The organism is Lysinibacillus sphaericus, assembly GCF_005217585.1.
GTDB lineage: Bacteria > Bacillota > Bacilli > Bacillales_A > Planococcaceae > Lysinibacillus > Lysinibacillus sphaericus.
Genome location: NZ_SZPT01000001.1, coordinates 787,851 through 810,531, shown reverse-complemented (window position 1 = coordinate 810,531; position 22,681 = coordinate 787,851). Strand labels below are relative to the sequence as shown.

General features: G+C 39.2%; 25 protein-coding genes. 8 read left to right on the top strand and 17 right to left on the bottom strand.

The features are described from left to right. The first annotated feature begins 203 nt into the window (after window positions 1-203). Window positions 204-749: a cysteine hydrolase family protein gene (locus FC748_RS04020; RefSeq protein ID WP_108030065.1), complete on the top strand. Its 546-nt coding sequence runs from the start codon at window positions 204-206 to the stop codon at window positions 747-749. A 113-nt stretch (window positions 750-862) separates the two neighbouring features. After that, window positions 863-1,120, top strand: a complete 258-nt coding sequence (locus FC748_RS04015) for a GlsB/YeaQ/YmgE family stress response membrane protein (RefSeq protein WP_024361073.1) — start codon at window positions 863-865, stop codon at window positions 1,118-1,120. Window positions 1,121-1,159: 39 nt separating this feature from the next. Here the strand turns inward: FC748_RS04015 and FC748_RS04010 are convergent, their stop codons facing one another. Further along, window positions 1,160-1,855 carry a lytic transglycosylase domain-containing protein gene (locus FC748_RS04010; RefSeq protein WP_024361074.1) on the bottom strand — a complete coding sequence of 232 codons (696 nt, stop codon included), beginning with the start codon at window positions 1,853-1,855 and terminating at the stop codon, window positions 1,160-1,162. Between the two features lie 172 nt (window positions 1,856-2,027). Here FC748_RS04010 and mscL point away from each other — a divergent pair, with 172 nt between their 5' ends. The 3 genes from mscL (at window position 2,028) to FC748_RS03995 (ending at window position 5,012) form a co-directional block, all read left to right on the top strand. Further along, window positions 2,028-2,417 carry a large conductance mechanosensitive channel protein MscL gene (gene mscL, locus FC748_RS04005; RefSeq protein ID WP_107894386.1) on the top strand — a complete coding sequence of 130 codons (390 nt, stop codon included), beginning with the start codon at window positions 2,028-2,030 and terminating at the stop codon, window positions 2,415-2,417. A gap of 315 nt (window positions 2,418-2,732) precedes the next feature. Further along, entirely contained in the window at window positions 2,733-3,848 is a 1,116-nt protein-coding gene (locus tag FC748_RS04000) for a methionine biosynthesis PLP-dependent protein (RefSeq protein WP_025219873.1), read from the top strand. Window positions 3,849-3,851: 3 nt separating this feature from the next. Next, complete coding sequence (locus tag FC748_RS03995; protein ID WP_107894384.1) at window positions 3,852-5,012, top strand: aminotransferase class I/II-fold pyridoxal phosphate-dependent enzyme; 1,161 nt, start codon at window positions 3,852-3,854, stop codon at window positions 5,010-5,012. A gap of 125 nt (window positions 5,013-5,137) precedes the next feature. On the opposite strand, the gene FC748_RS03990 is transcribed toward FC748_RS03995, so the two are convergent. Beyond that, window positions 5,138-5,551, bottom strand: coding sequence for an NUDIX hydrolase (locus tag FC748_RS03990; RefSeq protein ID WP_024361078.1), 414 nt, complete (start codon window positions 5,549-5,551; stop codon window positions 5,138-5,140). A gap of 74 nt (window positions 5,552-5,625) precedes the next feature. Here FC748_RS03990 and FC748_RS03985 point away from each other — a divergent pair, with 74 nt between their 5' ends. Continuing rightward, on the top strand, window positions 5,626-6,120 hold the full coding sequence (locus FC748_RS03985; protein ID WP_024361079.1) for a GNAT family N-acetyltransferase: 495 nt from the start codon (window positions 5,626-5,628) through the stop codon (window positions 6,118-6,120). Between the two features lie 51 nt (window positions 6,121-6,171). Here the strand turns inward: FC748_RS03985 and FC748_RS03980 are convergent, their stop codons facing one another. The 9 genes from FC748_RS03980 to FC748_RS03940 form a co-directional block, all read right to left on the bottom strand. Next, complete coding sequence (locus tag FC748_RS03980) at window positions 6,172-6,513, bottom strand: cupin domain-containing protein (protein ID WP_108030064.1); 342 nt, start codon at window positions 6,511-6,513, stop codon at window positions 6,172-6,174. Window positions 6,514-6,551: 38 nt separating this feature from the next. Then, a complete protein-coding gene (locus FC748_RS03975; protein WP_108030063.1) occupies window positions 6,552-7,067 on the bottom strand; it encodes a GNAT family N-acetyltransferase in 516 nt (171 codons plus the stop codon). 126 nt (window positions 7,068-7,193) lie between these two features. Further along, a complete protein-coding gene (locus tag FC748_RS03970) occupies window positions 7,194-7,346 on the bottom strand; it encodes a YpzG family protein (RefSeq protein ID WP_069513162.1) in 153 nt (50 codons plus the stop codon). A 312-nt stretch (window positions 7,347-7,658) separates the two neighbouring features. After that, window positions 7,659-8,951, bottom strand: a complete 1,293-nt coding sequence (locus tag FC748_RS03965; RefSeq protein WP_108030062.1) for an alpha/beta hydrolase — start codon at window positions 8,949-8,951, stop codon at window positions 7,659-7,661. A gap of 424 nt (window positions 8,952-9,375) precedes the next feature. Continuing rightward, entirely contained in the window at window positions 9,376-9,768 is a 393-nt protein-coding gene (locus tag FC748_RS03960; RefSeq protein WP_025219880.1) for a carboxymuconolactone decarboxylase family protein, read from the bottom strand. Between the two features lie 222 nt (window positions 9,769-9,990). Then, window positions 9,991-11,364, bottom strand: a complete 1,374-nt coding sequence (argH, locus tag FC748_RS03955; RefSeq protein ID WP_024361084.1) for an argininosuccinate lyase — start codon at window positions 11,362-11,364, stop codon at window positions 9,991-9,993. An 80-nt stretch (window positions 11,365-11,444) separates the two neighbouring features. Further along, complete coding sequence (locus tag FC748_RS03950) at window positions 11,445-12,638, bottom strand: argininosuccinate synthase (RefSeq protein ID WP_024361085.1); 1,194 nt, start codon at window positions 12,636-12,638, stop codon at window positions 11,445-11,447. A 170-nt stretch (window positions 12,639-12,808) separates the two neighbouring features. Next, entirely contained in the window at window positions 12,809-13,564 is a 756-nt protein-coding gene (locus tag FC748_RS03945) for an SDR family NAD(P)-dependent oxidoreductase (RefSeq protein ID WP_036204663.1), read from the bottom strand. A 9-nt stretch (window positions 13,565-13,573) separates the two neighbouring features. Next, window positions 13,574-14,521, bottom strand: a complete 948-nt coding sequence (locus FC748_RS03940; RefSeq protein ID WP_024361087.1) for an MBL fold metallo-hydrolase — start codon at window positions 14,519-14,521, stop codon at window positions 13,574-13,576. Between the two features lie 393 nt (window positions 14,522-14,914). Between FC748_RS03940 and proC the strand changes: the two genes are divergently transcribed. Together proC and namA are read left to right on the top strand one after the other, a co-directional pair. Beyond that, entirely contained in the window at window positions 14,915-15,721 is an 807-nt protein-coding gene (proC, locus tag FC748_RS03935) for a pyrroline-5-carboxylate reductase (RefSeq protein ID WP_024361088.1), read from the top strand. Between the two features lie 45 nt (window positions 15,722-15,766). Continuing rightward, complete coding sequence (gene namA, locus FC748_RS03930) at window positions 15,767-16,777, top strand: NADPH dehydrogenase NamA (protein WP_025219882.1); 1,011 nt, start codon at window positions 15,767-15,769, stop codon at window positions 16,775-16,777. A gap of 115 nt (window positions 16,778-16,892) precedes the next feature. Here namA and FC748_RS03925 read toward each other — a convergent pair whose 3' ends face one another. From FC748_RS03925 to FC748_RS03900, 6 genes are all read right to left on the bottom strand, one after another. Beyond that, entirely contained in the window at window positions 16,893-17,948 is a 1,056-nt protein-coding gene (locus FC748_RS03925; protein WP_024361090.1) for an LLM class flavin-dependent oxidoreductase, read from the bottom strand. A gap of 13 nt (window positions 17,949-17,961) precedes the next feature. Beyond that, on the bottom strand, window positions 17,962-18,903 hold the full coding sequence (locus tag FC748_RS03920) for a ring-cleaving dioxygenase (RefSeq protein ID WP_024361091.1): 942 nt from the start codon (window positions 18,901-18,903) through the stop codon (window positions 17,962-17,964). 54 nt (window positions 18,904-18,957) lie between these two features. Continuing rightward, window positions 18,958-19,401 carry a MarR family winged helix-turn-helix transcriptional regulator gene (locus FC748_RS03915; protein WP_108030061.1) on the bottom strand — a complete coding sequence of 148 codons (444 nt, stop codon included), beginning with the start codon at window positions 19,399-19,401 and terminating at the stop codon, window positions 18,958-18,960. Window positions 19,402-19,496: 95 nt separating this feature from the next. Continuing rightward, entirely contained in the window at window positions 19,497-20,117 is a 621-nt protein-coding gene (gene cdaS, locus FC748_RS03910) for a sporulation-specific diadenylate cyclase CdaS (RefSeq protein ID WP_024361093.1), read from the bottom strand. Window positions 20,118-20,285: 168 nt separating this feature from the next. Beyond that, window positions 20,286-20,516, bottom strand: a complete 231-nt coding sequence (locus FC748_RS03905; RefSeq protein ID WP_024361094.1) for a hypothetical protein — start codon at window positions 20,514-20,516, stop codon at window positions 20,286-20,288. Between the two features lie 97 nt (window positions 20,517-20,613). Then, window positions 20,614-22,608 carry a methyl-accepting chemotaxis protein gene (locus tag FC748_RS03900; RefSeq protein ID WP_108030060.1) on the bottom strand — a complete coding sequence of 665 codons (1,995 nt, stop codon included), beginning with the start codon at window positions 22,606-22,608 and terminating at the stop codon, window positions 20,614-20,616. Window positions 22,609-22,681: the final 73 nt, after the last annotated feature.

Genomic DNA, 22,681 nt, shown 5'->3' with positions numbered 1-22,681 from the left:
CAGCAATAAAGAATCCTTGGCGATCTAAACGTTTCATAACAGTCATATTCATAAACTATCACCTCTCCTTTTTTTCACATTATACGCTCACCTTGTTCAATTTTCAAACTATTCTTAATATTAAAATATGACTATTTTTCTGACAGCCAAAACCAAATATGGCATGATAAAGAGTGAAATCATGCCTAAAGGAGTGGACGAAAGTGAAAAAAGCATTACTGGTAATTGATTATACAAATGATTTTGTAGCAACAGATGGTAAATTAACGTGTGGGGAACCAGGACAATTACTTGATACGCCTATTGCAAATTTAATTGAACAATTTATTGCAGAAAAAAATGTCGTCGTCTTCGCTAATGATTTACATGAAGAAAACGATCCATTTCACCCTGAAACAAAGCTTTTTCCTCCTCACAATATTCGCGGAACATCGGGTCGCAATCTATACGGTCATGTTGGTGAAGTTTATAACGTGTATAAGGACAACGTGATTTGGCTCGACAAAACGCGTTATAGTGCCTTTGCAGGAACAAATTTAGCTATTTTATTAAAGGAACGGAACATCGAGGAAGTTCATTTAGTTGGTGTTTGTACAGATATATGTATTTTGCATACAGCTGTGGATGCTTATAATTTGGGCATTTCTACTGTTATTTATGCAAATGCAGTAGCAAGTTTTGATGCAGCTGGACATGATTGGGCTTTGCGTCATTTTGAACATACTTTAGGTGCCACAGTAGTGAAATAAACAAATGAAGTCATTGTAAAAATAAAAAGGTCGGTCATTTAGGTTTAATTATCTCCAAAAAGGATATAACTAAGTAATGCCATTATATCTTAACTTTGAGGAGATGAATCATTATGATCAGTTTCATTTGGTATTTAATCATCGGAGGAATTTTAGGTTGGTTAGCTGGCGTCATTTTAGGAAAAGATGTTCCTGGAGGCATTATTGGTAATATTATTGCCGGGATTGTCGGTTCTTGGATAGGTAGTATGGTTTTAGGTAACTGGGGTTGGAAAGTCAGCGATTTTTATGTATTTCCAGCGTTAATAGGTGCAATTGTGCTTATCTTCATTGTAAGCATTATTCTTAAAAGTATGCGTAAAGCTACGTAATTATGTACAAAAAGAGCCATCGTTTAGATGGCTCTTTTATTATTTTGCATTAAGAAGGACGGCTGTTTTTAATTCATCGTGGTAATCATTATACAAATTATAGTAATGTAAGACATTTTTAACGTATTCTTCGCTATGATTATAATTGAAAACGGCTCGTTTTACGTCACCTTTTGCCGCTCCATACTTTGATAAATAATTCGCAGCACTAAATACAGCATCTTCGATATCATAGGGATCCGCTACACCATCTCCATTGGCATCGACACCGTAGCCTCCATATTTTTTTATCGTTTCGGGATTCATCAGCTCTGCCTTTGTAATATTGCCCTTACCTAATCCCTCACAAGTTGGATGTTTCCATCCTACAAATGTACAAGGCATAAATTGCATATGTCCGACTGCCCCTGCTGGCGAAACAAGTGATTTCATGGAAGAAAATCGTGTTTCAATACGATGATGGGCAGCTAACAATGTCCAAGGCACGCCATATTTCTCCTCGGCAGCAACATACACCGGAATATATTGTTCTGGAATGTTCATATCGAAATGCTGCTGTATTTCTTCAATCGCCTTTTGTTGAGCAAGTTTTTCGAAAATCGGGAATGTTTGTAGTTCCTTCCAAGCAAAAAAAGCAAGTACATATACAGTAATGGCTACAGGGATTAATAGTGCTATCATCCCCATCTTCATACTTGGAGATAGCAATGGTTTCTTTTGTTTTTTTTTCGCCATATGTCACACCTAATCATTCTTTGTCTACTTCTATATTACCAAATTTACCGTTTTATGTTGTAGATTTTTTCTATTTTTCTTTTTCCTATGTTTATAGTTGATTATAATTAGGGTAATATAGTAGAATACAATTCGATTGTTTTTTTGGATAATTATAGGGAGGATATATTATATGTGGAAAGACTTTAAGGAATTTGCTATGAAAGGCAATATAATTGATTTAGCGATTGCCGTTGTAATTGGTGGGGCTTTCGGGAAAATCGTTACCTCCTTAGTAGAAAATATTATTATGCCATTAGTAGGTGTGTTAACAGGTGGCATTGATTTAACTGAAAGCTTTATGTTTGGTTCTGGTACAGCTCAAGTGAAGTTAGGTATATTTTTACAATCAATTATTGATTTTTTAATTATCGCCTTTGCTATTTTCTTAGCATTACGTCTTATGACGAAATTTACTAGAAAAAAAGAGGAAGCGGTTGTAGAGGAACCGACACCTGTGCTAGATGCAAAAGAAGAACTGTTAAAAGAAATTCGAGATTTATTAAAAAAACAACAAGCATAATGGACAAGACATTATGTTCCACAAAGGCTATAGATATTTTCGTGCTACGCGAAAACGAATCTATAGCTTTTTTATTTGTGCCTCTTTCAAGCCTCTTTTCATCGTCAAACATCAATCCCCTACTATTCCTACATGATTTATTTTCAATAATCTATGTAATTTTCTGAAATCATCTTGTCCTTCTGTACTTTCCATGTTAAATTAAGTAACAATTATAGAGAAAATTGAAGAGACTAATCGAATTATTCTATTAAGGAATAGAGTCCCCCTAGTGTGGACTCTTTCTATATTAACGATGAAGAAAAGAGTGAGGACATGACAAACAATAGACGTATTGAAACAAAACTTGTACAGCTTGGCAATTTGAGTGACCCTAGAACTGGCGCTGTTAGCCCGCCCATTCATTTATCAACTGCCTATAAACATACAGGGATCGGTGAATCGACAGGATTTGACTACGCTCGTACAAAAAACCCAACGCGTGCCATTTTAGAAGCAGGTATTGCAGATTTAGAAGGTGGCGACGCTGGCTTTGCCTGTAGTTCCGGTATGGCTGCAATCCAACTTGTAATGTCTCTATTTAAACCAGGAGATGAACTCATCGTACCAGATGATTTATATGGTGGTACATATCGTCTTTTTAACTTTTTTAAAGAAACATACAATATTAAACCAATCTATTCTAAATTTGAATCGCTTGAGCAAGTAGAGGCGTTAATCAATGACAATACACGTGCCCTCTTTATCGAAACACCAACAAACCCACTTATGCAGGAATTTGATCTCAAAGTGTATGCTGAGCTTGCCCATCAACACGGTGCATTGCTAATCGTAGATAATACTTTTTATACACCCTACTTCCAACGACCAATTGAACTAGGTGCCGATATTGTACTGCATTCTGCAACAAAGTATATTGGCGGACATAATGACGTATTAGCCGGTTTAGTTGTCTCAAAAGGTGCTGAGCTATCCGAACGTCTCGGCTTTATTCAAAATGGTAGCGGAATGGTACTAGGAGCAATGGATTCTTGGTTATTGATTCGTGGCTTAAAAACGTTACATCTTCGCTTAAAACAACATGATGCCAATGCCAAAGCGATTGCTGCTTATTTAGAGGAAGAAGAACTTGTCACAGACGTATTGTATACGGGCAAAGGTGGTATGTTGTCATTCCGACTACAAAAGCCTGAATGGATTGACCCATTTCTTCGTAACTTAAAGTTAATTATTTTTGCAGAGAGTCTTGGTGGCGTTGAAAGCTTTATCACGTACCCTGCTACACAAACACATGCCGATATGCCTTACGAGGAACGTGTAGCACGCGGCGTTTGCGATCGTTTACTACGCTTTTCTGTCGGCATTGAAGAGGCTGAAGATTTAATTGCAGATTTAAAACAAGTGTTTGATACGCTGAGAAAAGAGGCATAGAAAATGAAACAACATATTGAAACAGCGCTTATCCACGCAGGTGTGCGTGATGGCTACGAAAATAAAAAAGGTGCGGTTAATGTACCACTGTATGTTTCTTCAACATTTCACCAAGAAAGCATCGATGAATTCGGTGAATACGATTATGCTCGTTCTGGTAACCCAACACGTGATGCGTTAGAGAAAGCCGTTGCCGAGCTTGAAGGTGGCGTTCGTGCACATGCCTTCTCCTCTGGTATTGCAGCGGTTTCCGCAGCCTTAATGTTATTATCACAAGGTGATCACATTGTCATTACAGAGGACGTTTATGGTGGAACATACCGCTTTGTATCAAAAGTATTACCTCGATTCGGTATTACGCATACGTTCGTGGATTTTACTGATATAGCAGCAGTTGAAGCAGCCATTACGCCTGCTACAAAGCTTCTCTACATGGAGACACCATCGAATCCTACATTAGGGATTACAGATATCCGTGCAATAGTCGCACTAGCTAAACAACATCAATGTCTAACGTTTTTAGATAATACATTTATGACACCTTTACACCAACGACCTCTAGACTTAGGTGTAGACGTTGTCATTCATAGTGCAACGAAGTTTTTATCTGGTCACTCAGATATTATTGCGGGACTTACTGTAACAGCAGATGAACAACTCGGAAATGACCTGTATTTCATCCAAAATTCTTTTGGTAATATTTTAGGTGTACAAGATTCCTTCACACTACTACAAAATATGAAAACAACCGATGTACGTTTTAGCCGTTCTGCTGCATCAGCACAAAAGATTGCACAGTTTTTAGAAGCAAATTCCCTTGTTGAGCAAGTGTATTACCCAGGTCTTGCCTCACATCCTGGCTATGCCATTCATCAAAGCCAATGTACAAGTGCAGGCGCTGTCTTGTCGTTCCGCCTACCTCATTATGCAGCAGCGAAAGCCTTGGTAGAGGCAATGAAGATTCCCGTATTTGCTGTATCTCTTGGTGGTGTGGAATCGATTCTTTCCTACCCAGCAAAAATGAGCCATGCAGCAATGGAACCTGAAGAACGCATCAAACGTGGCATTACGGATGGATTATTACGATTCTCAGTCGGTTTGGAGCATGTGGATGATTTAATTGCAGACTTTGCCCAAGCATTAGAAATTGCCGCTAAAGCGTAAAAATAAAACTTGCGTGACTGGCACCATAACCCACTTTGTATTTCCGGCGAGCACAGTGTAAGCCGCCGAAATCTAAGTGGGTTTTAATTTTACCTAAATATTCAGAATTATTTGGGTGACAGGCACTAGACAATACGATATAAATAATCGCCATGTCCTTTTGCGAGCTCAACGTCATGTTCCTTTTCAATCCAATAAAACGTAAACTGTAAGTTGCCCTCGTTTAAGCCTGTTGGATTGTGTTGCCAAGTATGTTGGGACTCATTTGAAGTTAAATGGAAAAAATAGCGTTTTTGCAATGCTCCTGAATAATGCTCGGCATAATCCTGTGCGATAAGGCCTTGTACTTCTAAATTTGTTAAACCCGTTTCCTCCACCATCTCTCGTATAACTGCTTCAAGTGGCGTCTCTCCGTCTTCAATTGTACCTTTTGGAATTTGAATGCCTGCTCCCTCTGTATTTTGCTCAAATACAAGGACCTGAATCCGATCATCATAGTTTCGGGTAATATAACCAAATGCTTTTTCTAACACTTGCATAAAAACATCCCCCCTTTGTCGTTATGTTATATGTTACAATATATAGAAATTATTGAAATTGTAGGTGATATGTATTGACACTCATTATACGACAAATGAATGAAGATGACATCTCTTTTGTCCAAGAAATTGCACAAACATCTTGGACTGCAACCTATGAAGGAATCATACCAAAGCATATTCAAGAACGATTTCTTCAAGCCGCCTATAGTGACGAACGGTTAACATGCCGTCTTCAAACAAGCCCTTTTTTAGTGGCAACAGTTGGTGAGTCTCTTATTGGCTTTGCTAATTTTTCACATGTTAATAAAGAGGGACAAGCCGAGTTACTCGCTATTTACCTCCTTCCAACCGCTCAACATAAAGGCATCGGTTCAGCTCTACTGGAAAACGGTATTCAAAGATTACAAGGAGCAACTTCGCTTACTGTATGCGTTGAGAAAGACAATAAAATTGGTAGACAATTCTACAGCGCAAAGGGCTTTCAACAAGTTGAAGAATTTGATGAATTATTTGAAGGGCATATGTTAAAAACAATACGTTTGATTCTACCATTAGCAAAAAAATAACGGGGTCACTGTCTCCTTCTTGTTACGAAATATTCAAGTGTTGCCCTCTATTTATATAGGCATGTCAATTTGCTTAGATTGAATAACGAGGGCTGTTAACCCTTTGTCACTGCCGGACTCATGGACTTGTCCCACGTGCCAAAAAACACTATCCCCCTGTTTTACGACTAATTTCTCCTGATTCTCACCACAGACCCATCCCTCTCCTTCAATAACTATAAATAGCTGTGGAACAGGTGCTTCATGCAGACCTACCAGTCCACCCGCTTCTATGTATATAAACCCTATATTTGTTGGCTCCACTGTTGTCATGATTTTTGTGTAAAATGAATGCAACGAGTTGTAATTGTGAATGGCATTAGCGCCGTCCTTTGTAAACTTATAAATTTTCATAAAACAACCTCTTTCTTATTAACAGAATGAAATATGCATTAAACCAATTTGTACATTAATACATCATCAACATATAGATTGTCAGCGATTTTGATTTCATGTATCTTTCTACCTTCTTCGATAAAACCCATTTTTTGATAAAGGGCAATAGCACTGATATTGCTGGACAATACGCCTAAACAAACTTTCTCGATTAGTGGATTGGCAGCTGCCCATGTCAGTAGCGCTTCAATTAAACGTTTCCCAATTCCTTGCCCTCGTTGATCTTTTCGAACCATCATTCCAAAGCTACCTGTATGGGCTAGACGTTTTCGTTCTGGCGATTGAAATGCTAGCCAGCCAACGATCGTTTTATTGCATTCGGCAATAAGAATTATGTCACGATCATTCGCCAATTTCTTCTGTATCCATGCTTGCTGACCTTCAATTGTTTGTTGAAATTCTGCTTCGGTCGAGATGAAATATCGTTCTTCAGCCATTACTTCCTGTTGGATCTTCAGCATTTGTTGTGCATCTGCAAAACATGCGACGCGAATGTTTATTTGCTTGCTCATTCTAGTTCCTCCCTTCGCACTTCCTTTATTTTACTACACATCCAATACTTATATAGTACAAAACCTTAAATAAAAAAAGCCCAGAAAAATTTCTGGGCTTGATGACACTTATTACTTCTAGCATGATTAAAACTGTCGGGCTTTCGCTTCACTTCTCAAGATACGGTTATGGAGAGTAATCTCCGTTTCACCATTTACTTGAGATTTTGAACGCTTAATCCTTGTCCAGTTACGGTGGATTTTTTGAGATTTCGGGTCTAATTGTTCCGGCCTACTCATTTTACATCCTCCTCATCATTATAGACTTTATAAGTGAATCCATGTTAGTATGACCGTTCGATTAAAAGACTACACCTCTTTTTTTTGAAATCGCGAAAAAATTTTTATGTGTGTTGTTTAATAACGCGATATTTTCACCATCATATTATGAAACGCTTTACAAAGAGTACATGAATGGTTTTGTTTTGAGAAAAAATTGTGTGACCTGCCCAAGCATTCATCATGCTGATGCTCGTTACTTGACCCTTTTAAAAATAAAAACAGCCACAACATAAGTCGAACCAGTCCTATGTTGTGACCATTTGTCTATCGCTACTGTTCATTGGCGATAAATTTGTAAACGGCTGGCAATAACTTTGGATGTAGCGGCAATGTTGGGTCTGCATAGGTCGCTAAATTCTTCGTTCTATCCTCCGGTGCGTTTTTTAGAATATGATTCATGCCCTCCAGATAGAGAAGTTCTGCTTTTTCATCGCCTTGCTTAAGCGCTTCGGCATCTGTTGCATTCACTTGGATATCTGTCGTTCCTTGAATCAGTAACACGCGTCCTTTTACGTGTTGAAGTTCAGTAGCTGGATTATATTTCAGCCATGACATCATATATGGCTGCACAGAAGGTCTAAATAATGCTTGTAGCTCAGGCGATACATGTTGCACTTGCTCTCCTTTTTTCAGCGCGGCTAGAATCATATTAGTTTCAGCCGTTAGAGCAGGTGTTAATTGTCCTGATAATTGCTCTAAAAGTAACGTATCAGCCCTTCTACCTGCGCCTGCTATTGACACAAATGATGCCACATTGGTCTTTTGAGCGGCGAGCATGCCAATTAATGACCCTTCACTATGCCCAATAATATGAACGCTTGAAAAAGCTTGATTGGCGGACAGTATATGAATAATTTGCACTGCATCCTCAACATATTGATCGATGGAGATATCCTCTTCCTTTTTCAATAGCGATGCATTATCCCCGATACCTCGTTTATCGTATCGTACACTTGCAATACCTTCTTGAGCTAATCCTTCAGCAAGCATTTTCAAACTATTATTTTTTCCTGCAATTGCGGAATTTCCATCCTTATCTGTCGGACCAGAGCCTGCAATAATGAGTACGACTGGTGAAGGCTTGTTACTGCTTTTTTGCAGTGCGACCGTTAAATCGCCATCTTTAACTGGTACTGTGAGTGTTTCGTAGGAGACAGGTTGTTCTGGCTGTTCTTTATAGCGCTTTAAAACAAGGGGGAATTCCCCTCCATTTTGATTAAATGTTGCTTTAATTTGCTCGTCTTTTAACGTCCCGTTTACCTCAATCGCCGAGCCATTTAAACGAATGATTATGTGTACTTTATTATCATTATATGACACACTTTTAAATGGATAATTACTTAACCCTTGTGCAGGAACAGATAATGTTCCGCTCTCTTTTTGTAAGTCTACAATAATTGGTAGTGAACCATTTGGAAGTTCAATATCCCCTGCCCATTTTCCGATTAGCTCTTCATTCATAGCATGCTCATCCTCCTCTTTGTCGACCTGTGTTGCATTTTCTTTTGGCGAACAGGCAACTAATGCGAACGCTACTAAACATAGTACAAAAAGTTTTTTCATCAAAACCCTCCCTCATTACAATACGCATAATCAACACGATAATAGTTATATATTTGCGACTCCATCTGTCATACATAGAGTATAACAGTTTATTTGCAATATCAACATAATTTAGCAAAAAAGAAAGACCCAGAAAAATTCTGGGTCCTTGGACACTTATACCTTCTATTTGATTGTACAGTTGTGGTCTCTACTTCATCTTAAGATACAGTAACCCAGAGATATCTCTCATTACCTACTCCTTAAGATATGTGAAGTATAAACCTTATTCAGCTGTGGCGGACTTTCCTGAGATTCGTTGTCTACTGGAGTTGAACTACTCATTCTGCATCCTCCTCATCATATTAGATGATTAAGTGTATCCTTTAACAGTATGGGCCATATCCCAAAACTCTATACATGTTGTTGAAAAATTTTTATCGCTTCATTTTTTTACAGTTAGCTGCTTTTCTGCAAATACCTGTTGAGCAATCGTTAGCGCATTTTGTACACGAGGAAAGCCGATATAGGGCACTAATTGCAAAAGTGCTTCGACAATTTCAGTAGGTGTTAATCCTGCATGCAACCCTCGTGTTATATGGGTTTTCGTTTGTGGAACAGCACTTTGTGTAACAACTGCTGTGATCACGACAAGTGCTCGACTTTTCGCATCAAGCCCTGGGCGTGAATAGACATCACCATAGGCAAACTCGATAATCATTTTGCGTAAATCGGGCGCTATGTCAGCGAGGGCATCCGATTCTACCATACGGTATACCTCTTCTTCTGTCACATAGTGCTTCATTGTTTCTAACCCCTTTGTAAAACGATCCGTCATATGACATTTCTCCCCTTTTTACATAACTATATGTTCCTTATACAAAAACCCCAATTTCGCGTCTCCGAAAATTGGGGATTGTCCTTCACATATGTAAGGTGCTCTTTTTTTGTTTCACCCTCTGGCTCCACAGAAAAAGGATTAAGGTTTTTCATAGTGCCTCTCTGGACAGCTTTAATGAATATCTATGCAAATGTCTCAAAGGACTTGCACGCAAAATAGTTAAGAAAGACAAGCTTTTGCTTTAGCGATTTGAATATTGACTTGATCGAAACCAGTACCACCTAATGAATGACGACGGCGCACAGCGGCTTCAGGTGCTAATACATCATAAATATCCGCTTCGATAAGCTCGCTTTCTTTTTTCATGTCTTCAATCGGTAAATCTAATAAATAAATGCCTTTTTGAATACATGTAAACACTAATTTACCTGTTACTTCATGTGCTTCACGGAACGGCATGCCTTTTGTTGCAAGGTAATCTGCTAATTCCGTAGCATTTGAGAAGTCAGAGTGGACTGCCTTGTGCAGACGCTCCGTATTGACGGTCATCGTGCGTACCATACCTTCAAAGATTTTTAAAGAGCCAAGAATTGTATGCACTGTATCGAACATTCCTTCTTTGTCTTCTTGCATATCCTTGTTGTATGTTAACGGTGTTCCTTTTAGAACTGTCAGTAAGCCCATTAGGTTACCATAAACACGACCAGTTTTACCGCGAATTAACTCCGCCATATCTGGATTTTTCTTCTGTGGCATAATAGATGAGCCTGTCGAGAATGCATCATCCAATTCGATAAACTTAAATTCATCTGTTGACCACAAAATGATTTCCTCAGCAAAGCGAGATAAATGCGCCATTAATAAGGATGAATTGCTTAAAAATTCGACGATAAAATCACGATCACTTACAGCATCCATAGAATTCGCATACACTTCACTAAAACCAAGTAGCTCCGCTGATTTTAGACGATCAATCGGGAAAGTTGTCCCTGCCATGGCACCAGCACCTAATGGTAAGATATCAATACGTTTAATGGATTCCGTAAAACGTTGTTTATCGCGTTCAAGCATCCAAAAGTATGCCATTAGATGATGTGCAAAAGAAATTGGCTGTGCACGTTGTAAATGCGTATAACCTGGGGCAATTGTTTCAACATGCTCCTCTGCTTTTTCTAGTAACGTTTTTTGGAATGTCTCGATACAATCAATGGCTTCCTTTACACGTTTCTTTAAGAAAATATGCATATCCGTTGCCACTTGGTCATTACGGCTACGGCCTGTATGCAGTTTACCACCAACTGGTCCTATGCAATCAATGAGCATTTTTTCAAGGTTTAAATGAATATCTTCATTGGCAACAGTAAATTCAAGCTCACCAGCGACTGCTTTTTCCTGTAATTGTGCGAGACCGCCAAGAATAGCTTCTACATCCTCTGCTGGTAAAATTCCCGTTGCACCAAGCATCGTGACATGTGCGACACTACCTTCTAGGTCTTCCAATACAAGTTGCTGGTCAAAGCCGATGGATGCGCCAAACTCATCGACCCATGCTTCTGCTGATTTTTGGAAACGTCCGCCCCAAAGTTTTGTCATAACAGCTCACCTTTTCCTAAATTACTTATCGAAAAGGTGCAGTACAGCGTTCATGCTACACTACACCCTACTTTTAATAATTATTTTTTATTAACTGAAGAGTTAACCACTGTTGGCAGACCCCATAATTCGATGAAGCCTACAGCAGATGCGTGGTTGAATTGGTCTTCTTTAGAGTATGTTGCTAATTTTTCGTTGTATAATGAGTTTGGTGATTTACGTCCTTCTACAATGGCATGTCCTTTGTAAAGTTTCACACGTACTGTACCATTTACGTATTGTTGTGATTCAGCAAGGAATGCTTGTAATGCATCACGTAAAGGAGAGAACCATAAACCATCATAAATTAATTCAGATAATTTTTTCTCAATCACTGGTTTGAAGTGTGCTAGTTCTTTCACAAGTGTTAAATCTTCAAGCTCTTTATGAGCAGTTAACAGTACTTTTGCACCTGGGATTTCGTATACTTCACGAGATTTAATACCAACTAAACGGTTTTCAACATGGTCGATACGGCCAACACCGTGTGCACCTGCTACTGCATTTAGTTCTTGAATTAAATCAGCAAGCTTCATTTCTTTGCCGTTTAAAGCTACAGGTTTACCAGCAATAAATTCGATTTCTACATATTCAGCTTCATTTGGCGCGTTTTCAACAGAAACCGTTAAGCCATACGCTTCTTCTGGTGGAGATACCCAAGGATCTTCCATTACGCCAGCTTCGTTTGCACGGCCCCATAAGTTTTGGTCAATTGAGAATGGTGAATCTAATGTTGCCGGAATCGGTACATTATGTTTCATTGCATATTCGATTTCTTCATCACGGCTCCAACCCCACTCACGTACAGGAGCAAGTACTTCTAAATCTGGATTTAATGCTTTTATTGACACTTCGAAACGAACTTGGTCGTTTCCTTTACCTGTACAACCGTGAGCGACTGCATCCGCACCCACTTGGTTAGCAATTTCCACTAACTTTTTAGAAATTAAAGGACGAGAAAGTGCTGATACTAATGGGTATTTTTGTTCGTACCAAGTATGTGCTTGTAATGAAATAAGTGCGTATCCTTCAGCGAATTCATCTTTTGCATCCACCATATATGATTCAATAGCACCTACTTGAAGTGCTTTATTTTTTACAAATTCAAGATCTTTTCCTTCACCAACGTCTAGACAAACTGCGATAACGTCCCAACCTTGTTCTTTTAACCACGGAATTGCTACAGAAGTATCAAGACCGCCTGAGTATGCTAAAACTACTTTTTTATTTGCCATACAAAATGCGCCTCCAATTGCTCTATATGATATGTATGTTTATACATTCACTTAAAAGTTTATACACGAATAGTATCATGTTATAAAAATAAATACAAGTGCATTTTTATAAAAAAATAGTTGGTGCCTGACACACAAAATATTCAGAATTTTTCGGGTGACTGGCACCGTTATTTCTTATTGAATAGTGGTTTGGCTAAAAATTCGATTGTAGCAGGCGCTAGAGCATATAGTTTACTCGTCAAGCCCATTATTTTTGGCAAGTTTACTTCTCGAACTGGGCGCTCTATCGTTTTTACTGTGGCCTGTGCCACTTCTTCAGGTGTTAAAATAAATCGACCTAGAGACTCACGATAACCGCTTTCATCATTTACTTTATCTAAAAATGGTGTATCAATTGGTCCCGGGTGAATGGCTGTTACTTTAATATTATAAGGTGCTAGCTCCATACGCAGACCATTGGTAAAACCAACAATGGCATGCTTTGTTGCCGCATAAACACTAGCCTTCGGAGTAGCGACTTTGCCGGCCTGTGAACCGATAAAAATTAGTTGCCCCTGTTCACGCGCAATCATTGGTGCAGCTAGACGTTTTGCTAAATACATCGGCACGCGCACATTGAGTTCCAGCATTTCGCTTATATGTTCATCCGATAACAAAGGCGCAATAGCAAATTTACCAACTCCCGCAGAAAAAATGGCTACATCGAGCGGAGGCAGTTGCGCACATACTTCATCAATTGCTGTAAGTGACGTTAAATCAGCTTGTATCACATTGGCACCTAAACGTTGTAATGTTTTTAACGCTACCTCATTACGCCCTGTTGCATATACATGATGGCCTTGTGCAACTAATAATTCTGTAATTTTTAACCCTACACCACTCGTTGCACCTGTTACAAAGATTGTCTTTTTATTCATTTTCATGTATGAACCCTACTTTCTTCTAAACAAATAGATACCTGCCTCATTTTTCCCTGAAACCACAAGATGATTTGCCTCTAAATAATCCAAATGCCCAAGTGTTTTAGATAATGTTAAGCCTAGTTGATGCTGAAAAATCGAAGGATATAAACGCTTTGTCATTTGTACAACGGTTAGCTGATCATTTCCTAGTAACTCATAGACCTTCATGGATTGTTGGTGTTGTCTTTCTAGTCGCTTATCAATGAGAGCTGGTATATCTTCTAAATTTGCGCCATGCCCTGTATACATAATATTCACTGGCAATTGACGCAATATTTCTAGTGAAGCATTATATTGTAACAATGATTTTGGACGACCTGATGTGCGATCTAACGGTGGTTCGATTAATGGATTAGGAGTTATTTTTTCTAATAATAAATCTCCACCAATTACATAATGTAATTTTTCATCCCAAAAAATAAAATGACTTTGCGCATGCCCTAATGTTTCAAATACTTTTAACCCGGGATGACCTGGAACTTCATCGCCATCGTATAAAATTTGGGTTAATGGTCGCTCCCCTACAAGCTCTAATTCCCGTCGAACATGGACACTATGCTCAATATATGCCTGTGGAACCCCGTGTTCGAACAAACGCTCACTGTAAAACTGCTCATGATAACGTAAAAAATCTTCGTCATGTCGTAACCATTTATCGTTATAGGCATGGCCTAAAATTTCTGCATGTGGAAAAGCATCCACCCAACCTGCATGATCGGGATGGTGATGGGTTAACACAACTTGTTCAATATCTCGTAAATCAAAGCCAGCTGCCCGAATACCCCATTTCAGTGCATCATAAGCTTCCATTGTTTTCGGACCAACATCAAAAATCGTTAATGCATCACCTTTGACAATAAATGCATTGACATCTCCTACTTCATAGGGTGTTGGAATTTCTATTTTGTGTATCGACAAAGCTGTCTCCCCCTTTAGTGTAAGTAAATAATGAATACTCATTCACCTATTTTACAAGTTTTTCTTTCTCAAGTCACCCTCCTGTTGACAGCTTGACGTATTATTACTATAATTTTGAATAATCAAATTATTATATGTGCGTTGAGGAAGCCAAGTATGTAAATGGTGAAGGTGTCTAGAGAGTGTTACATTTGCTGCAAGTAACATCACCCACTCCCAATACAGAACCTACTTCTGAGCAGTTATGACAACATAACCGTTCCCCCTTGCGATAAAAGGGCTAAGAGTTGTGCCGAATTGGCAAACAAAGGTGGTACCGCGGAAACGACAGCGTTTTCGTCCTTCTATTTAAGGACGAGAGCGCTTTTTTATTTTGAATCGGAGGTTTTTCCTATGAAAAAAATTTTATTTATCGGTGCTGGCTCCATGGCAGAAGCATTGATGCACGGTTGGATAAAACAGAACGTATTTACACCACACGAAATTTATGTCACCAATCGCTCAGATAAGGAACGTTTACAGTTTTTACACGATACGTATGGCGTCCAGACTAGCATAGAGGATGCGATATACCAGCAAGCAGACTTGATTATTTTGGCGATGAAACCAAAGGATGCCATCAAGGCAATGCTTGAACTGAAAAACAAAATAACTGAACATACGGCCATTCTTTCCATTTTAGCTGGCATTGCTATTAGCACGATCACTGAGCAATTAGGATTACGTCCAGTCGCTCGCGTAATGCCTAATACTTCTGCAACAATTGGCATGTCGGCAAGTGGCATTGCATTTAATGCGCAAGTATCGGCTACACAGCGCGCCATGTTTTTACAATTATTAGAAGCTGTTGGTTCTGTAATTGAAGTGGAGGAAGACCAATTACATGCCGTTACAGCACTCTCTGGAAGTGGTCCTGCTTATATTTATTATCTAATGGAAGCTTTTGAACGGGTTGGTATGGAAGTAGGGCTGTCAAAAGATACTGTCAGACTTCTTATGACCCAAACGCTTGCTGGTACAGCTGAAATGCTCAAACAATCTATTGACGAACCTGATGTCCTTCGTAAAAAAGTGACAAGTCCAGGTGGTACAACAGAAGCTGGCATTAAAGCACTTGAACAGTATCAATTTAATGCAGCGATTGAAGCATGCATTAAAGAAGCAGAAGCTCGATCTCGCGCGCTTGCAAAAAGCAAATAATCCATGCAAAATAGAGGTAATAACTAGGAATTAGGAGGGCTTGAATTGACGAAATTATTTGAACCATACCAATTGCAATCGATTACCTTAAAAAACCGCATTGTCATGGCCCCCATGTGTATGTATTCTGCGAAGGAAGACGGACTTGTAACACCATTCCATCTTGTGCATTATGCAACACGCGCCGCTGGGCAAATTGGTTTAATACTATTGGAAGCTACTGCAGTAGTACCTGAAGGACGCATCTCTAGTAATGACCTTGGTATTTGGGATGACGCTCATATCGAAGGGTTACAACAATTAGTAACAAATATGCAAGCTTACGGAGCTAAAACGGGCATTCAGCTTGCCCATGCAGGGCGTAAAGCAACTGTAGAAGGTGAAATCTTTGCCCCTTCCGCGATGGCTTTTAGTGATGCTTATAAAACACCACGTGAGATGACACTTGCCGATATTGACAATGTTATTGAAGCCTTTAAAAATGCAGCTGTGCGCGCTCGTCAAGCAGGCTTTGATGTGTTGGAGATTCATGGCGCACATGGCTATTTGATTAGTGAATTTTTATCACCTGCAACAAATAAACGTAGCGATCAATACGGTGGCTCACAGGAAAATCGCTATCGCTTATTGCGTCAAGTCATTGATGCCATCCGAAGCGTCTGGGAAGGTCCCCTACTCGTTCGTGTATCTGCTGAAGACTATGCACAAGATGGCACAACAATGGAGGACTTTATCGTCTTTAGTCGATGGATGAAATCGCAAGGCGTAGATTTAGTGGATGTCTCTACTGGCGGAGTCGTACAGGCAGATATTCATCCATTCCCTGGCTACCAAGTGCCACATGCGGAAGCGATTAAACTTGGCGCAAATATCCCTACTGGTGCAGTGGGTTTAATTACAATTGCGCAACATGCAGAAGAAATATTGCAAAATAATCGTGCTGATTTAATTTTCTTAGGTCGTGTTTTATTGCGCGAACCTTACTGGCCTCTGCATGCTGCCAAAGAACTCGGCGCAAAAATCGAACCGCCCGTGCAATATGTTCGTGGTTGGTAATACAAAGTTGGCTGATAGCTTAGAATCTTTCAAGCTATCAGCGTTTTTTTGGCATTTGTGGCGATTGGGCTGATTTTCGTGGCGATTGCGCTCAGGTTAGTGGCAATTCCCAAACTTACTTTGCTGTATATTTTTTAATTGCTGGTATGATGTCATGGCCAATGATTTCGATATTCTTCATAATTTGATCGAAAGGTACGCCTCCAAAATCAATTTGTGCCATAAAACGTTGCATGCCATACAGTTCATATTGATAAAGCAACTTTTCAATAATTTGTTCTTTACTACCAACCATAAGGGCATCTCGTGTATCAATTGCTTCAGCAAATTGTTGTTTTGGATAACCACCCCCACGAATTGCTTGGAAGCCTCCATTAAGGTGAGGATACATATTTTGCAAAGCTTCTTTTGATGTATCAGCCACGTAAAATAAACTTGTTGTTGCTATCGGTAGCTTTTCTGCATCAAAACCACTTCGATCAGCTGCTTCACGATAAGCATCCACGGAAGGCTTAAAGTTAATAGCAGGTCCACCTAATGTCGTTAACATCATTGGAATGCCCATATAGCCAGCTTTTATGGCACTTGCAGGAGGACCACCAACCGCGCGCCAAATAGGCAATGCGCCATTTTTCGGCTGTGGTAAAATTTGCGCATTATGAAGCGGTGCTCTATACTGCCCTTCCCATGACACAAGCTCTTCTTCATTGAGCTTTTTTAACAGTGCTAATTTTTCCTCAAAAATTTCTTCGTAGTCTTGTAAATTGACACCTAGTAAATGATAGGCTCCAACGCGCGACCCTCGACCTGCGACAATTTCCGCACGTCCATCTGAAATTAAATCGATGGTGGCAAAATCCTCATAGACTCTTACTGGATCGGATACACTCAACACGGTGGCAGAACTTGCAATTTTTATTTTTTTCGTCGCTTGTGCAATGGCACCTAACACGACTGTATGGGCCTGTGTTGTAAAATACGACTGATGACTTTCCCCTACGCCAAAAACATCAATGCCAGCTTGCTCCGCTAATTGGCTCATTTCAATTAGCTCTTGTATACGTTGCTGAGCTGAAATCCGATGACCTGTTAAAGGGTTCGGAATATGATCTCCAAGTGAATAAAGTCCAAATTCTAAACCTGCTGATTGATCGATACGATAATTTTCCATTGTACGCTCCCCTTTAATCGAGTGGTTCTAAAATCGCTTCAATTTCTGTGCGCTGTGCTTCTAAAAATGGTGGCAAATCAAGTTCTCTTCCTAAATCCTCTATAGCAGAATCTACCGTAAAACCAGGCCCATCTGTTGCCATTTCAAAAAGAATGCCATTACGATCTCTAAAATAAAGGCTCTGGAAGTAATAACGATCGACAACGCCTGTGCTGTCTAAACCGTGCGCTTTAATTACTGCATCCCATTGTTGAAGTTCTTCTACTGTAGCTACGCGCAGTGCAAGATGATGAATACTTCCTCGACCTGGTTTTTCACTTGGTCCTTCCAACTCCTTGACAATGATTTCACCCAACGTTTCGCCAGCAATTGACTGAAGTCGTACTTCTATGTCATCTTCCGTGACAACGCTATAGTCAAAAAGCTCTTGTAATAAATTTACTGTACGCTGTAAATAACGAACAGTCATTTCAACTGTGCCCATCCCTAAAATACGATGCGCTGATGCAATATCAGACCCATCCCATGCTTGCCACTCGGCTGGTATTGCTTGTCCATTATGATTTAACAGCACCATGCGCAAGCCTTCATGATCCTCAAAAAGCAAAGCATCTTTGCCTGCATATGTTGTAATATCACTGTGCTCCACTTGTAATAGCTCAAAACGTTTTTTCCAATATAGTAAACTATCATAGCTAGGTACTAATAAGCCAATGCGCGTAATGGCATTCGTTCCACGGACAGTACGTCCAGCTACAGGCATTTCAAAAAAAGTTAATTCTGTTCCGGCTGCCCCTGTAAGATCTCCATAAAATAAATGATACATCGAAGGAGAATCTTGATTGACTGTTTTTTTCACCCGACGTAAACCGAGGATTTTTGTGTAAAAATCGTTATTCTTTTTGCCATTTTTCGTTAACATTGAAATATGATGATGACCGCTAATTTTTTGCATATAAAGTCCTCCTAATGTTTTCACTTGACTACGCAAGTGATGAAGTAAAAAAAATCACACCTCGGGTAATTTTTTTTCTCGACTATGTTTTTCTAGTTTTGACAGCAGCGTATATAAAGCTTTCATTTCTTCTTCTGATAAAACCTCTTCAAAAAATGAGGATTGAAAGTGAAGTTGGCTTGGCGTAGCAACATCGATCAATTCCATCCCTTTTACCGTCAGCGATATCGTTTTGGTCTTCCAATTTTGCTTGCGCTCTATAAGCCCCTCTTTTTCAAGGCGTGCAAGCATTCGTGACATACCACCTTGGGTCACAGTAACCTTTTCTGCTAGTTGTGATTGCGTTAATGGTGCATAGGTTTTGATTTGAATGAGCACATCAAACTGTGCAGTTGTTAAGTTAAAACGCTTTAAAAATTCATTCGATAGCTGATTACTTTGATTGGTAAAGCGCATCATCCGCAACCATGTAAGTGAGCCGAGTGTATGTTTTTCCATCACTTCGCCCTCCCTTCCTCGAACTGTAAACTCACTTTACCATGCAAGTGAGAACGGTGCAAGGAAAATATCTCGAATTTGAGATATTTTTTTTATTATAAAATTCCATGTGAAGTAATCGGATGTAAGCTTCCGTTAAAAGCAAATGAAATTCTTCCCGTTTCTTCTGATATAACCATAATAAGGGCATCACTACGCTCACTTAAACCAATTGCAGCTCGATGTCTTGTACCGAGTTTTTTATCACCGGTATAAATATCTGACAATGGAAGCACATTGGCCGCTGAAACAATGCGGTTGCTTCTAACTAACACAGCACCGTCATGGAGAGGATTACCTGGGAAAAAAATAGATTCTAATAAAGAATGCGTAAGTTCTGCACCAATATGAATTCCCGGCTTAATCAGATGATCTACGGCGTCTTTTCTTTCAAAGACAATTAATCCACCGTGTCGTCTTTTTGACATGTTTTGCACGCAAATTGATAGTTCTGGGTATTTTTCTGTAAATGGGGACAAATAGCAATTTAAATAAAACGTTGCCGCTTGCATTTCAATCGTTAAAAAGTTGCCTTTTATTTGCTCTAAATCTGTCAGTAGACAATCTTCTTGAGAATCCATTGAGGCTAAACTTTGCTGTAAAGAAGTAATGACTTGTTTAAGCTCTTCTTTTATTGTTTGCTTTAGTGGAGCAGCGTCACAGTTTGATTGCTTCATGTAACACACCTCTTTTTCTACATAATGATTCACCACTTCGTCCTATTAGTTTTCCTTGAAGGGAATTTTTTATTCGTATTTCGCTCATTTTGCCATTTTTGAAAGTCTAATAAAAAAACACGCTGCATTTTTTGATAATCCAAAAAATGCAACGCGTTGTCATAACTGCTACATATGACCAGCACGAATTTTTTTTATAATGCTAAAAGTTGTATAGGCCGCTGCAGGGGCAAGAACTGCAATAAGAATTAGCCATACTTTCAAGCTTTCAGTTGTTTTTAACACTTCATAATTTGAAATAACATAGATAATAAGTCCGCCTAGTAATAAATAGCTTAATACGTTGGGAAAGATAACAAGTAAACGTAAAACAGCTGGTGGCATCTTTTGTTGATCCATTCAACCACTCCCTTTTTACTTAATTATACGGAAATAATCTATTAAACGCACTATATTTCTATAATAAGACACGCTACTCATTATACGACGTCAACGATTATACTTTATACTTTCCAGCAGATTGTTCTAGTTTTTCTGCTGTCCCATTTAGCATATCGATAATCGCCGTCATCTCATTCATGCTCGTTGCTTGATTTTGCGCTTTTTGTGCAACCGCATCTACACTAGCGGATGTCTGCTTGGCTAATAATGAAACATCTTCCATTGTAGCGGTTACTTCTTCCGTACTCGCGGCAATTTCTTCCGTTGAACTAGAAACTAAATCTACTTGCTCAGCTAACACTTGCACATCATTATGGATGCCTTCAAAGGATTGTCGAGCCTCACTTGCAATGGCGTGACCTGCATGTAAAACATCTGCTGTTGTATAGATAGTAGATACTATATTCGTCGTTTCTTTTTGGACATTCATCACAACATGTGAAATGCGATCTGCAGCAACTTTCGATTCCTCTGCTAATTTACGCACTTCCTCCGCAACAACGGCAAAGCCTTTACCAGCCTCACCGGCACGAGCTGCCTCGATTGATGCATTTAGTGCTAGCAAATTCGTTTGATCAGAAATACCTGTTATAACATTCGTAAATTCACCAATCATTGCAGATAGTTTTTCTAATTCCTGCATACTCGCAACTGAAAGATCTGTTTTTTGATGAACATCTTCCAATTGATTTTGCAAGCGATTCATAATGTGCAAACCATTATTGGCATTTTCTTCGGTGTTACGAGAAATCGTAGAAATTTCTGCAATCGAATCAGAAATATGCTGAATACTACGCGCTAATTCTTCCATAGATTGGGCGCTATCTTCTGTATTTTTTAATTGCCCAAATGAAGCTTGTGCAACTTGGTGCGATTCATCTTGAATATTGTGCGCTGAATCCAAAGTTTGATGGGCATTTCCATGAATAATGTACGTCGCCTCTTTTATTTGCGTAGCATCCTGTTTTAAATCTCTCATAATGTGTTGGAAGTTGTCCATCATCCCATTAAAAGATGTAACCAATTGACCAATCTCGTCGTTCGAACTTACATCAATCCGCTTCGTTAAATCTGCCTCTCCTTTGCTAATATCCTCTAGTGAATTACGCACTTTTAAAATGCGAGAAACTTGTCGATTAATAGAGAAGCCTGTGATGAGGAATATAACACATACGACTATTATGGAGGCAATAATTGTCCCCAATAGTATATTCGATAACACTTCATTCGACACAATAATCGCTAAAGAGGTACCATTTGATAAAGGCTTTACATATTGTGTAACACGTTTCCCATCATAACGCCCAGAAAATTCAGTATTTTTTGCCGAAGTAAATTGCTCTTTCGTAAAGCCAATCTTAGTTAAATTTTTATCCGTTGTTGCAACAATGGGCTCTCCTTGTTCATTTACAACTGCTGCAAAAAGGACCGTTTTAGATAAATATTTGTTTAGTTCATTTATGTAATATTCACTGCCAATACTAGCTTCTAAATCTAACAGTTGTTGACCGTGTCTTGCTACTTGGATAATTTGGGGTGTAGCTGGATTCCAACTATTAACACCAACAAATTTAAAAAATTCGCTATCCACGTCGCGAATCTGTGCTTTTTGCACAATTTGTGTAGCGCGACCATCTAATAGCTGCATATATTCAGCAGCTTGTCCATTTGGATCGGAACCAAAATTAAAATCAATATATGGTGCTACCGATGTCACTGCCGTATTCCCTTTATCATCGGTACTCCAAATTTCGTCAATCCCGCCTCGTTCAGCGATTTCTTTTAAATCTTCATATGTAGCACCTTTGTCAATAATGTACGAAGCCATCACAGATTCCGCAATCATTTCCTTCTCCATAATTTCTTCTGCTTTTGCTCTGGATTGAATAGCCCCTTCCATGCCCATAATAATTGAGCTAGCGAGTGCCTCACCATTACTCTTGACGCTTTTATAGGTCGCCTGAAAAATGTAAACAGAAAATGCGCCAATTATTAACACCACGATGGCCATAATTTCCAGCATCATTTTCCATTTCATTGATTTCCCCATTGACTATTCCCCCTAAAGTAGGATTGTTTCCATTTCATCATACAACATCATTTCCCTACATTTAATGTAATTT

What these genes read in the sequence shown, in the direction of transcription:
- proC (WP_024361088.1), top strand. Translation starts at nt 14,915, where the DNA reads ATGAAAAAAATTTTATTTATCGGTGCTGGCTCCATGGCAGAAGCATTG.
- FC748_RS03920 (WP_024361091.1), bottom strand. Translation starts at nt 18,903, where the DNA reads ATGCAAAAAATTAGCGGTCATCATCATATTTCAATGTTAACGAAAAAT.
- FC748_RS04000 (WP_025219873.1), top strand. Translation starts at nt 2,733, where the DNA reads ATGACAAACAATAGACGTATTGAAACAAAACTTGTACAGCTTGGCAAT.
- FC748_RS03980 (WP_108030064.1), bottom strand. Translation starts at nt 6,513, where the DNA reads ATGAAAATTTATAAGTTTACAAAGGACGGCGCTAATGCCATTCACAAT.
- FC748_RS03950 (WP_024361085.1), bottom strand. Translation starts at nt 12,638, where the DNA reads ATGGCAAATAAAAAAGTAGTTTTAGCATACTCAGGCGGTCTTGATACT.
- FC748_RS03905 (WP_024361094.1), bottom strand. Translation starts at nt 20,516, where the DNA reads ATGGATCAACAAAAGATGCCACCAGCTGTTTTACGTTTACTTGTTATC.
- FC748_RS03970 (WP_069513162.1), bottom strand. Translation starts at nt 7,346, where the DNA reads ATGAGTAGGCCGGAACAATTAGACCCGAAATCTCAAAAAATCCACCGT.
- FC748_RS03995 (WP_107894384.1), top strand. Translation starts at nt 3,852, where the DNA reads ATGAAACAACATATTGAAACAGCGCTTATCCACGCAGGTGTGCGTGAT.
- FC748_RS03990 (WP_024361078.1), bottom strand. Translation starts at nt 5,551, where the DNA reads ATGCAAGTGTTAGAAAAAGCATTTGGTTATATTACCCGAAACTATGAT.
- FC748_RS03900 (WP_108030060.1), bottom strand. Translation starts at nt 22,608, where the DNA reads ATGGGGAAATCAATGAAATGGAAAATGATGCTGGAAATTATGGCCATC.
- FC748_RS04015 (WP_024361073.1), top strand. Translation starts at nt 863, where the DNA reads ATGATCAGTTTCATTTGGTATTTAATCATCGGAGGAATTTTAGGTTGG.
- mscL (WP_107894386.1), top strand. Translation starts at nt 2,028, where the DNA reads ATGTGGAAAGACTTTAAGGAATTTGCTATGAAAGGCAATATAATTGAT.
- FC748_RS03945 (WP_036204663.1), bottom strand. Translation starts at nt 13,564, where the DNA reads ATGAAAATGAATAAAAAGACAATCTTTGTAACAGGTGCAACGAGTGGT.
- FC748_RS03925 (WP_024361090.1), bottom strand. Translation starts at nt 17,948, where the DNA reads ATGGAAAATTATCGTATCGATCAATCAGCAGGTTTAGAATTTGGACTT.
- FC748_RS03965 (WP_108030062.1), bottom strand. Translation starts at nt 8,951, where the DNA reads ATGAAAAAACTTTTTGTACTATGTTTAGTAGCGTTCGCATTAGTTGCC.
- FC748_RS03915 (WP_108030061.1), bottom strand. Translation starts at nt 19,401, where the DNA reads ATGGAAAAACATACACTCGGCTCACTTACATGGTTGCGGATGATGCGC.
- FC748_RS03975 (WP_108030063.1), bottom strand. Translation starts at nt 7,067, where the DNA reads ATGAGCAAGCAAATAAACATTCGCGTCGCATGTTTTGCAGATGCACAA.
- argH (WP_024361084.1), bottom strand. Translation starts at nt 11,364, where the DNA reads ATGACAAAACTTTGGGGCGGACGTTTCCAAAAATCAGCAGAAGCATGG.
- cdaS (WP_024361093.1), bottom strand. Translation starts at nt 20,117, where the DNA reads ATGAAGCAATCAAACTGTGACGCTGCTCCACTAAAGCAAACAATAAAA.
- FC748_RS04010 (WP_024361074.1), bottom strand. Translation starts at nt 1,855, where the DNA reads ATGGCGAAAAAAAAACAAAAGAAACCATTGCTATCTCCAAGTATGAAG.
- FC748_RS03960 (WP_025219880.1), bottom strand. Translation starts at nt 9,768, where the DNA reads ATGACGGATCGTTTTACAAAGGGGTTAGAAACAATGAAGCACTATGTG.